Genomic DNA, 11,186 nt, shown 5'->3' on the forward strand with positions numbered 1-11,186 from the left:
GCGCGGACGCACCGGCCGCCGCGAGCGCCCCGGCCGGGGCCCCGTCCCGGCCGGTGCCGGTCGTCCGGACGGGCCCGCCGCGCGCGGTGTACGGCCGCGTCGCGTCCCTGGCGGGCATGCGCTGGTACTGCGTGATGCGCGGGCTGGTGATCTCCGAGGAGTACACGTCCCGGCAGGCCATCGACGCGCTCGGGGCCGGAACCGGCCTCGCCGACCTGCTGTGCCGGCTCGTGTCGGCGGTCACCCGGGGCCGCCTCACCGCCGACCACAGCGAGATCACGCTGGTCATCCGCAAACCCGAGAACCGTTTCGCCAGGGTCATCTGACCGGGGCGGGCGTGCGCGGGCCGGGGCCGACGCAGTAATTTCTGCTGCGGAGACTCTCACTCACACGGACAAGCCCGGTACCCCCGCCGCCGGGCGGGATCGGAGATCGCGGTGACCGCCGACGCCGGCCTTCCCGACACGCTGCGGGACCTGCCCGCCTGGACCCCGAGCCCGGTGGAGCTCGCCGACCTGGAGCTGCTCCTCGCCGGCGTGTACCGCCCGCTGCCGGGGTTCCTCGGCTCCTACGACACCGCGATGGTGGTCGCCGGCGGGCGGCTCGCCGACGGCACCCCGTGGCCGGTGCCGGTCACGCTGACCGTCCCGAAGGAGCTGACGGACCAGGAGCGCGTCGTCCTGCAGGATCCGGAGGGCGTGCCGCTCGCCGTGCTGGACGTCGCCGAGGCCTGGCAGGACCCGACCACCCAGGAGTGGCGGCTCGCGGGCCCGCTGGAGGCGCTCCGCGCCCCCGCGCACGGGCCGTTCCACTCGCTGCGCCGCCGTCCCGACGAGCTCACCCCCGTCGAGGGCCCGGTCCTGGCGGTGGCCACGCGCGATCCGCTGCACCGCAAGCAGCTCGGCCAGCTCCGCCAGGTCGCCGAGCGGCTCGGCGCGAACGTGCTGGTCCTGCCGCTGCTCGGCGGCGAACACGACGAGTCGCTCGTCCGCGCGCTGCTCGGCGTCCGCAAGGAGCTCCCGGACGGCACCCGCATCGTCCCGGTGCCGCTGCCCGCGCGCGGCGGCGACGGCGAGCGCGACGTCCTGCTGCGCTCGCACGTCGCCGCGTCCTACGGCGCCACCCACCTGCTCGCGGAGGCGGAGCTGGAGGGCACCGCGATCCCGGTGGTCGTCCCCGAGCCGTGGGCCTACGACGCCGACGTGGAGGTCTGGCGGCCCGTCGCGCGCATCGAGCCCGACCACGTCCAGGCGGAGCTGACGCCCGAGCGGCTGGCCGAGCTGCTGGACGCGGGCGAGCCCGTCCCCGACTGGTTCACCCCGCCGGCCGTGGCCGCCGAGCTGGTGCGGGCGCGCCCGCCGAAGCACTCGCGGGGCATCACGGTGTTCTTCACCGGGCTGTCCGGCTCCGGGAAGTCCACGGTCGCGCGCGGCCTGGCCGACGCGCTGGTCGAGCGCGGCGGCCGCACGGTCACGCTGCTGGACGGCGACGTCGTGCGGCGGATGCTGTCCGCCGGGCTGACGTTCTCCCGCGCCGACCGCGACCTCAACATCCGGCGGATCGGGTTCGTCGCCGCCGAGATCACCCGGCACGGCGGCACCGCGATCTGCGCGCCGATCGCCCCGTACGCGGCGACCCGCGCCGAAGTCCGCCGGATGGTGTCGGCCGTGGGCGACTTCATCCTGGTGCACGTCGCGACGCCGCTGGAGGAGTGCGAGCGACGCGACCGCAAGGGCCTGTACGCGAAGGCGCGCGCGGGCCTCATCCCCGAGTTCACCGGCATCTCCGACCCGTACGAGGAGCCGGACGACGCCGACCTGACGCTCGACACGTCGCGGATGGCGCCGGACGAGGCGGTCGGCCAGGTGCTCGGCCTGCTGGTGGACGGCGGCTGGGTTCGTCCCGAATAGAACATCCGTCCCGTTTGTCGCTCGAAACCCGGGTTAGACCCACCCGGAAGCCGTCCTCTAGGGTGGTACGCGAGTTTTCCTACATGGCAGGTAGGTCATGCCGATGGACTTCGATTGGACGATGGCGCTGGGCTCGTTCCTCGTCGCCGTCATCGTCGGGCTGACCGGGATGGGCGGCGGCGCGCTGATGACGCCGATGCTCGTCACGTTCTTCGGCGTCAGCCCGCTCGCCGCCGTGTCCAGCGACCTCGTCGCCGCCGCCGTGATGAAACCCGTCGGCAGCGCCGTCCACTACCGGCAGGGCACGATCAACACGCGGCTCGTCGGCTGGCTGTGCGCCGGCTCGGTGCCGGCCGCCTTCTCCGGCGTCCTGCTGGCGAAGGCGCTCGGCCACGGCGACTCCGTCGAAGACCTCATCAGCAAGGCCATGGGCGTCGCGCTGATGATCGCGGCGGGCGGGCTCGTCCTGCGCGCCTACCTGGGCCGCCGCGGGCGCGCCGGCTCCGCCGGCGACGGCGAGGCGCCCGAGGTCGCCGTCCGCCCGGTCCCGACCGTGCTGGTCGGCGCGGTGGGCGGCCTCGTCGTCGGCATCACCTCGGTCGGCTCCGGCTCCCTCATCATCGTCGCGCTCCTCGCCCTCTACCCGACGCTGAAGGCCAACCAGCTCGTCGGCACCGACCTGCTGCAGGCCGTCCCGCTGGTGTTCGCGGCCGCCATCGGCCACCTGCTGTTCGGCGACTTCCGGATGGAGGTCACCGCCGCCCTGCTGGCCGGCTCCATCCCCGGCGTCTACCTCGGCTCCCGGATCTCCTCGCGCGCCCCCGGCGGGCTCATCCGCCGCGTGCTGGCGCTCGTCCTCGTCGCGTCGTCGCTGAAGATGTTCGGCGTCGGCGCCGTCCCGCTCGCCTGGACGATGGCCGTCCTCGCCGCCGGCACCCTCGCCGTCTCGGTGCACCTCCGCCACCGCGCGCGCCGGAACCTCGATACGCTGCCCTCTCCCGTCCCAGCCACCGGCCGAGCCGGCGCACCAGGAGAGCAGCGTGGACCAACGATGGCCGCATGACACCGTCGACGTCCTCGGCGTGCGGGTCAGCCGCATCGACGTCGCCCGGCTCCGGTCGTTCGTGGAGGCGGCCGTCAAGGACCGCGCGAAGCTGACCGTCACGTTCGCCAACCCGGACTACGTGCTCAAGGCGCAGAAGGACGCCGGGCTGCGCGACCTCATGAACGGCTTCGACCTCAACCTGCCGGACGGGTGGGGCGTCGTGCTCGCCGCGAAGATCTTCGGACGCCCCGTGCCCGGCCGGATGGCCAACGACGACCTCACCGACGACCTGTTCGGGCAGCCCGCCGAGCACGGCTGGCGGGTCTTCCTGTTCGGCAACGCGCCCGGCGTCGCCGAGGCCGCCGCCGCGAACGTCCGCGCCTGGTACCCGGGGCTGCAGATCGCCGGGACGCTGCACGGCCACTGGGCGGACGAGCACGGCCGCCTCCCCGCCGAGACCGCCGAGCGGCTCGTCGCCGAGATCAACGAGGCGGCCCCCGACGTCCTGCACGTCGGCCTCGGCACCCCGCTGCAGCAGCGGTTCGTCACCGAGTACCGCGACCGGATCACCGCACCCGTGATCATCACGTGCGGCGCGTACTTCGAGCACCTCGCCGAGCGGCGCGACTACTACCCGGCCTGGGTCCTCAAGCTGCGCATCGGGTTCCTCTACCGGCTGGCCCGCGAGCCCCGCCGGCTGTGGCGCCGCTACACCATCGAACTGGGCTCCTACCTGGGCCGCGTCATCCTGCACCGGATCCGGAAGGGAAAGGCGCCCGCGTCGCGATCCGAGCCGTGACCGACATCTCTTTCCGGCCGCGGTTCCCGGGAACCACTGCCCGATTTTCGCCTTTGTGGTAGGACAAGATGCCATCACTGACCCCGGCCGTCTCCCGGAGCACCTTCATGCGACCATTCATCGCCTGCCTCACGGCCACCACTCTCGCGGCGTCGGCGCTGACCGCCGCGGCGGGCGCGGCGTCCGCCGACATCGCCATGCCGTCGGTGGTCTCGGCCAACCCGGTGAACAACACCCCGCACGTGCTGGACGGCACCGTCCGCGCCATCGCCGTCGTGGGGAACCTGGTCGTCGTCGGCGGCAACTTCGAGGAAGTGCGCGAAGCCGGCACGTCGAAGAAGCTCAAGCGGCACAACCTGTTCGCCTACGACATGAAGACCGGGAAGATCAGCACGGTCTTCACGCCGAAGGTCGACGGCACCGTGCACGCCCTCCAGGCCGGGACGGGCGGCTGGGTCTACATGGCCGGGACCTTCAAGAACGTCAACGGCCGCGCGACCGGCACGGTCGCCTCCGTCAAGACCACCACCAACCAGGTCCACACCGGCTTCAAGCCCAACGTGAACTACCGGGTCACCACGATGGTGCGGCGCGGCCTGCGGCTGTACATCGGCGGCTCGTTCACCAAGGCCGGCGGGAAGTCGCGCACCGCCCTCGCCCGGCTCGACGCGCTCACCGGCGCCGCCGACGGCACCTTCAACTTCAGCATCACGCACCCGCGGTCCGGCACGCTCAAGGTCTACAAGCTCGCGGTCGACCCGTCCGACACCCGGATGGTCATCAACGGGACGTTCACCCGCGTCAACGGCCAGAGCCGGCCCCAGATCGCGATGATCACCCTGGGCTCGGGCACCGCGAAGCTGTCGACCTGGGCGACCAACGAGTACGCCGACGCCTGCAACCTCAACGCCTTCGACACCTACACGCGCGGGATGGACTTCTCCCCCGACGGCAAGTACTTCGTCGTCGTCACCACCGGCGGCCCCTACGGCCGGACCACCCTGTGCGACTCGGCCGCCCGCTGGGAGTCGTCCCGCACCGGCTCCGGGCAGAAGCCCACGTGGGTGAACTACACGGGCGGCGACACGCTGCTGTCCACCTCCGTGACCGGCTCCGCCGTCTACGTCGGCGGCCACCAGCGCTGGCTCGACAACCCCTACGGGCACGACAGCGCCGGCCCCGGCGCCGTGTCGCGGCCCGGCATCGGCGCCCTCGACCCGGCCACCGGCAAGGCGCTCCCCTGGAACCCCACCCGGACGCTCGGCCACGGCGTCGAGGCGCTCGTCGCCCACCCGAGCGGGCTGCTCGTCGGCAGCGACACCGAGGAGCTCGGCCACGAGTACCACGGCAGGCTCGGGATGTTCCCCGCCAAGTGAGCCCTGGGGCGGATGTGAGATAAAGGGGCGACGACCAGCGAGAGGAAGGGGCCGTCCGTGCGCGACCGCGACCCCCGTGACCCGTTCCCCGGTGGTCACCACCGGCCCGATGCCCGCCGTTCGCAGCCCGTCCCGCCGGCCCGCAGGCCGCGCGGGCGGGCCCGCCGGCGCGGGCCGCGTCCGTCCCTCTACTTCACCGCCGCCGGCACCCTCCTCGTCGTCGGCGGCTCCGCCGGCGCGATCGCGCTCACCGGCGGCGGGCTCGCCCGCGACGCCCGGACCGCGTCCGCCGGCGGCGGCACCGTCGTCCCGGCGTCCGCCGACACCTACGTGGTACGCGAGATGCCCGGCAAGGGGTTCGGCGACGACAAGAAGATCACCGCCTCGGTGTGGCCGGAATGGCACACCGAGGCCTACATCGCCTTCGACGTGCCGCGCGGCACCCCGAAGATCACCAAAGCCCGGGTCGAGGTGACCTTCGACCGGCCCCGCAACCGGCCCCGCCAGGTCGAGCTGCGCAGCCTCCCCGGCTCCTGGACGGAGAACGGCACCTCCTGGAGCAACCGGCCCGCCGCCGGCCCCGTCATCGCGACCGCCTCGTCCGCCAAGGACCGGATCTCCTTCGACGTCGGCTCCGTCGTCACCGGCCCCGGCCGCTACGCGTTCGCCATCACCAACCAGAACTTCTGGTCGGCGGCGTCCCTGCACTCCCGCGAGACCGGCGACGGCCCCAGGCTCGTGCTGAAGACCCGCCGCGGCGAGCCCGCGCCGTCCACCAGCGCGTCCCCCACCCCCAGCGCCTCCCCCACGGCGGCGCTGCCCGCGCCGGGTCCCGAACCCACCTGGGACGTCCCCGAGCCCACCAAGTCCCCCGAGACGTCCACGGGCGGCAGCAGGACCCTCTGCGGCCTCTCCCTGGAGCTGAAGCCGGGTGAGACCTTCCAGCAGGCCCTCAGCCGCCTGGACGCCCGCTACGGCGGCCTGGAGACCGTCCGCCTCTTCTACCGGGGCGTCCCGCCGGCCTGGCCCGGCAACCCGAACCTCGGCGACCGCCCGCCGATCATCTCCTTCAAGCTCGCGCCCAAGGACGTCCTCGCCGGCAAGTACGACAAGGCGATGACGAACTGGTTCGCCACCGCACCCCGCGACCGCGACGTCTACTGGGTCTACTACCACGAGCCCGAGGACAACATCGCCAACGGCGAGTTCACCGCGGCCGACTACCGCGCAGCCTGGCGCCGCCTCCGCGCCCTCGCCGACAAGGCCGGCAACTCGCGGCTGCACGCCACCCTCGTCCTCATGAGCTGGAGCCTCGACCCGCTCTCCCACCGCGACTGGCGCGACTACTACCCCGGCCGCGACGTCATCCAGGTCCTCGGCTGGGACGCCTACAACCTCGGCTGGAAGAAGGGCCGGTACGACTCGCCGTCCACCATGTACGACCGCGTCATCGCCGTCAGCAAGGCCGAGAACCTCCCCTTCGGCGTCGCGGAGACCGGCAGCTACCTCGTCGGCGACGACGACGGCACCGAACGCGCCGCCTGGCTCCGCGCCACCAACGCCTACCTGAAGAAGCACAAGGCCCTCTGGGTCGCCTACTTCGACCTGGACTGGCCCACCGGCGACTTCCGCCTACTCGACACCCACAGCCGGAAGGCATGGCAGGAGTTCTGTTAGCCCTGCTAGCCCAGGGGGGCGACCCCCCTGGAACCCCCGTTAGCGACGCAGGCGATCCTCGCTCCTTTGTTGCGGTCTGTCGTGCCTGTGCGGGCGTGTGCGGGGTCGCTGCGGTCGCCTGCGTCGCCGGGCATGCCCGCTCCGGGCGCTAGAGCGCCCTCCGCGTGCCTGCCCGTGCCTGTCGCTTCGGTCTGCGCCCCGGCTCAGGTCTAGTCCAAGAGCGCATGAATCGTGCTCATCCAAGAGGCGTCTGTGTTTGCCCAGGGGGCGACTCCCTGGAACCCAGTGAGACTAGGGATATAGACGCTGCCGGTGGGGCTGGCTCTTTGGAACCCCGTTGGCATGCCCGCGGCCGCCAGCTCAGGCCCGCGCTCGGCCGCAGCCCCGTCCAAGAGACAGCGGGGCTCACGACTCTTACATGACACAGCCGCCATGCACCGGTCCGCCTGACAGCACGGCCTGCTCTCCGGCTCGCGGTACGGGTTGGTCCGCGGCGGGGGGCGAGGGTGGGGGTGTGAAGGCAGTGGCCCCGGCCGGGGTGCCGGTCGGGGCCACTGTTCTTGCTAGGTCGGGGCGGTTACTTGCGCTTGAGGATGATGGTCCACATCACGGCCCGGCTGGCGGCGTTCGTCGTGGCGGTCTTGCCGCCGTAGGTGCCGGTGGGGACCGCGGCGTTGCTGTCGACGATCAGGCTGGTGATGCGGCCGCCGCCGGAGCCGATGCCGGTGCCGCGGGTCTCCACGCCGGCGGGCGCCGTCCACGAGGTGGTGCTGGACGACTTGTCGCCCCAGTAGGTGATCGCCCAGCTGCCGGAGGAGGCGACGTCGGCGTCCGGGCTGGTGTGCTCGGTGCCGGAGTCGTCGTCGGTGTCCTTGGCGACCTTCGCGATCGGGTCGGTGGTGTCGGTGCCCGCGTAGGCCAGCAGCCGGATGTCGGCCTTGGTGTAGGCGCTCAGCCCGATGTTGACCTGGGTTCCGGCGTCACCGGCCTGCGCGACCCGCTTGTAGAGGACCGAGGTCGCGTTGCCCGCGTTCTGCTCGTCCACCTTCGTCCAGCCGGCCGGCTGGTCGGTGATCTCCGCGTCGCTGCTGTTGTAGGTCAGCACCAGGATCATGCCGTCGCCCGGCTGGACGGCCGACGGGATCTGCGCGTAGGCCGTCTGGACGTTGGCGTTGCCGCCGATGCCCGCGCGGAAGGCGATGTCCGCCTGGTTCGGCGCGACCGTCACCGTGGCGGTCCTGGTGTCCTCGGCGCCCTTGTCGTCGGTCACCGTCAGCTTGACCGTGTAGGTGCCGGCCTCGTCGTAGGCGTGCTGCGGGGTGGCGCCGGTGCCGTGCTCGCCGTCGCCGAAGTCCCACGCGTACGAGGCGATCGAGCCGTCCGGGTCGGTCGAGCCGGACGCGTCGAACGTGCACTGGAGGTCGTCGCAGCTGCGGCTGAACGCGGCCTGCGGGGCCTGGTTCGTCGCGGCGGAGGACCCCCGCGCCAGGATGATCGTCCACATCGCGGCCCGGCTGGCGGCGTCGGTGGTGGCCGTCTTGCCGCCGTAGGTCCCGGTCGGGACCGTGCCGTTGCTGTCGGCGGTCAGGCTGGTGATGCGGCCGCCGCCGGAGCCGATGCCGATGCGGCGGGTCTCCACGCCGGCGGGCGCCGTCCACGAGGTGGTGCTGGACGACTTGTCCGCCCAGTAGGAGACCGCCCACGAGCCCGCGTCGCCGACCTGCGCGGCCGGGCTGGTGTGCGCGGTGACCGAGTCGGCGTCGCCGGCCTTCGCGACGGCGGCGATCGGGTCGGTGGTGTTGGTGCCGTCGTAGGCCAGCAGCTGGATGTCGGCCTTGGTGTAGGCGCTCAGGCCGATGTTGACCTGGGTTCCGGCGTCGCCGGCCTGCGCGACCCGCTTCCACAGGACGGAGGTGGCACCGCCGACCGTCTGGGTGTCGACCTGCGTCCAGCCCGCCGGGGGCGCCGTGATCGACGCGGTGTTGTTGAAGGTCAGCATCATGATCATGCCGTCGCCCGGCTGGACGGCCGGCGGGATCTGCGCGTAGGCCGTCTGGACGTTGGCGTTGCCGCCGATGCCCGCGCGGAAGGCGATGTTCGCCTGGTTGGGCGCGACGGTGAGCGTCTGGGTCTTGGTGCCCGTGCCGCCCCGGTCGTCGGTCACCGTCAGCTTGACGGTGTACTCGCCCGCCTCGGCGAAGGTGTGCTGCGGGGTGGCGCCGGTGCCGTGCTCGCCGTCGCCGAAGTCCCACGCGTACGAGGCGATCGAGCCGTCCGGGTCGGTCGAGCCGGACGCGTCGAACGCGCACTCGAGCTGGTCGCAGTTGGCGGTGAACGCGGCCTGCGGCGCCGCGTTCGGCGTGCCGCTGAACAGGAACACCGTCCGGCCGCGCCAGTCGGCGGAGCTCACCTCGGTGGACGCCCCCGAGGGCACCCCGGCCTCGGAGAACGCGACCCGGTACAGCTTGCCGCTGCTGTTGCTCACGTAGTACAGGTAGCCGCCGTCGACGAACATCCCGCCGACGGAGCTCCACGACATGCCGGGCAGGTTGCCCACGGCGGTGAACTCCTGCGCGCCGACGACGTTGCTCTCCGGGTTGAACGTCCGGTAGTAGAGCGCGGACGTGCCGCGGGCGTAGTAGATGCGGCCCTTGGCGTAGAACATGCCGGTGATGTTCGGGACCTGCGAGTGCCAGGTCGACATGTTGACGAGCTGGTCCGCGGTGTCGATCACCGTGTTCGGGCCGAGCGTGGTCCCGTCGAACGTGCGGCGGTTGAACGTGCCGTTCGAGCCGCCGTAGAACAGCTCACCGTTGATCATGAAGGCGCCGCGCGCGGAGCGCCAGTCGACGCCGGCGGTGCCGTCGGCCACCTCGGGGCCGGTGGTCGTGCCGTCGAACGAGCGGTGCCGGAGGTAGTTCGCCGCGCCGGTGCCGATGCCGCCGCCGGAGTAGACGTTCCCGGGCAGCTCGCCGGTGTTGTACGCCGGGACGGTCTTGCCGCCGGCGAGCGGGAACAGCGCGAGCTTCTGGTGGAACTCGCCGCCGACGTTGTCGGTGTCGCTGCCGATCCACAGGCCCTCGCTGGTGGCCAGCATGTCGAACACGCCGACGCCCTTGTCGCGGCCGGGGTTCCAGCTGAACGGCAGGCCGCTCACCGGGTCGAGCGCGACGATGCCCTCGCGGGAGACGGCGCCCTGGCCGGGCCGGTCGCCGGCGAACGGGTTGTTCGCCCAGCGGAAGTGCCCGCCGGTGTACACGGCGCTGTCGGTGATCTCCACCGCGTAGGTGGTGTCGCCGCCGGTGTAGTTGACCCAGGTGGGCTCCTGGCCGCCGCCGGTCGCGCCGCTCTCCCAGCGGGACTGGGTGTCGCACAGCTTGGACGTGCCGCCGTAGGCGCCGGTGGTGGTGACGACGAAGTACGAGCCGTCCGGGGAGAACTCGACGTCGCGCATGTAGGTGTCGAACGACTGCGAGCACTGCGCGGCGTAGCGGGTGGTGTCCCAGTTCGCGAGCTGCGCGGACGCGCCCGTGAGGTCCAGCATGACGATCTGCCGGCGGGTGGCGCCGAGGACGGAGTTGAAGTTGCCGACGCCGACGAGCTTGGAGCCGTCGGGGCTGATGTCCATCTTGTAGATCTGCGTCACGCCGTCGCCGGTCTGCGTGCCGGCGAGGTCGATGTCCACGAAGTCGTCGCGGGCGCCGGTCTGCGGGTTCAGCGTCGCGAGACCGGCCCGCGGGGCGCCGCCCACCGTGGCGAAGGTGCCGGCGACGTACAGCCGGCCGCCGGCGAGGCGCAGGTCGCGGACCCGGGCGTCGAGCTGCGGGTTGAAGGAGGTGATGGGCGCGCCGGTCTGGGCGTTGATCCGGGCGAGCACGAAGTGGCGGACGCCGTTGATCTCGCTGAAGTTGCCGCCGACGTAGATGGACTGGCCGTCGGGGGCGGGCAGCAGCACGCTGGCCTCGCCCTTGTTGAGGCTGGGCGTGAAGTTCGGGTCGATCGCGCCGGTGGAGGCGTCGAAGGCGAACAGCCGGTTGCGGGTCAGCGTGGGCTTGTTCGCGCCGGGCTCCTTCACCTGGGTGAACGAGCCGCCCACGTAGATCTTGCCGCCGATCTTGATGATCGACTTGACCTCGCCGTCCACCACGTTCGGCGTGTAGTTCGCCGGGTCGGGGTTGACGATGCGCCCGTGCTCCGGCTCGGATCCCCGCTGGTCGGCGTGCGCCGGGACGGCGACGGCGAAGCTCGCCGCCAGCGTGCCCAGCGCCAGTGCGGCCCCCGCGGCCAGCGCCCCCCACCTGCGTCTGCCCATCGACCCCTCCGTGCCAAGTTGATGTAAACCACCGTATTGTGCGCGCAAAGGCGCGCAGCGCCGGGCA

Annotated in this window: 6 protein-coding genes and 1 pseudogene; 6 read left to right on the plus strand and 1 reads right to left on the minus strand. The window is 72.3% G+C overall.

Annotated features, from left to right (window positions below):
• From ABTW95_RS27000 to ABTW95_RS27025, 6 genes and pseudogenes are all read left to right on the plus strand, one after another.
• Positions 1-326 (plus strand): annotated as a pseudogene (locus ABTW95_RS27000) (class I SAM-dependent methyltransferase); the annotation flags it as partial.
• Between the two features lie 111 nt (positions 327-437).
• Positions 438-1,910: an adenylyl-sulfate kinase gene (gene cysC, locus ABTW95_RS27005; protein WP_396452948.1), complete on the plus strand. Its 1,473-nt coding sequence runs from the start codon at positions 438-440 to the stop codon at positions 1,908-1,910.
• 103 nt (positions 1,911-2,013) lie between these two features.
• The gene (locus ABTW95_RS27010) at positions 2,014-2,973 is read left to right on the plus strand and encodes a sulfite exporter TauE/SafE family protein (RefSeq protein WP_396452950.1); all 960 of its coding nucleotides are present in this window, start codon (positions 2,014-2,016) and stop codon (positions 2,971-2,973) included.
• A complete protein-coding gene (locus ABTW95_RS27015; RefSeq protein WP_500227754.1) occupies positions 2,951-3,754 on the plus strand; it encodes a WecB/TagA/CpsF family glycosyltransferase in 804 nt (267 codons plus the stop codon). Before ABTW95_RS27010 ends, ABTW95_RS27015 begins: the two co-directional genes overlap by 23 nt.
• Positions 3,755-3,861: 107 nt before the next feature.
• Positions 3,862-5,130 (plus strand): hypothetical protein, encoded by a 1,269-nt coding sequence (locus ABTW95_RS27020; protein WP_396452953.1) that lies wholly within the window; start codon positions 3,862-3,864, stop codon positions 5,128-5,130.
• A gap of 57 nt (positions 5,131-5,187) precedes the next feature.
• Positions 5,188-6,807 (plus strand): CBM96 family carbohydrate-binding protein, encoded by a 1,620-nt coding sequence (locus ABTW95_RS27025; RefSeq protein ID WP_396452955.1) that lies wholly within the window; start codon positions 5,188-5,190, stop codon positions 6,805-6,807.
• A 577-nt stretch (positions 6,808-7,384) separates the two neighbouring features.
• Here the strand turns inward: ABTW95_RS27025 and ABTW95_RS27030 are convergent.
• On the minus strand, positions 7,385-11,119 hold the full coding sequence (locus ABTW95_RS27030; protein WP_500227755.1) for a PKD domain-containing protein: 3,735 nt from the start codon (positions 11,117-11,119) through the stop codon (positions 7,385-7,387).
• Positions 11,120-11,186 lie beyond the last annotated feature (67 nt).

The sequence above is a fragment of the Spirillospora sp. NPDC127506 genome (assembly GCF_040302145.1).
Lineage (GTDB): Bacteria > Actinomycetota > Actinomycetes > Streptosporangiales > Streptosporangiaceae > Spirillospora.

Excerpts from the sequence above, each read along its gene's own strand:
- ABTW95_RS27010 (WP_396452950.1), top strand. The coding sequence starts at position 2,014 with ATGGACTTCGATTGGACGATGGCGCTGGGCTCGTTCCTCGTCGCCGTC.
- ABTW95_RS27030 (WP_500227755.1), bottom strand. The coding sequence starts at position 11,119 with ATGGGCAGACGCAGGTGGGGGGCGCTGGCCGCGGGGGCCGCACTGGCG.
- ABTW95_RS27020 (WP_396452953.1), top strand. The coding sequence starts at position 3,862 with ATGCGACCATTCATCGCCTGCCTCACGGCCACCACTCTCGCGGCGTCG.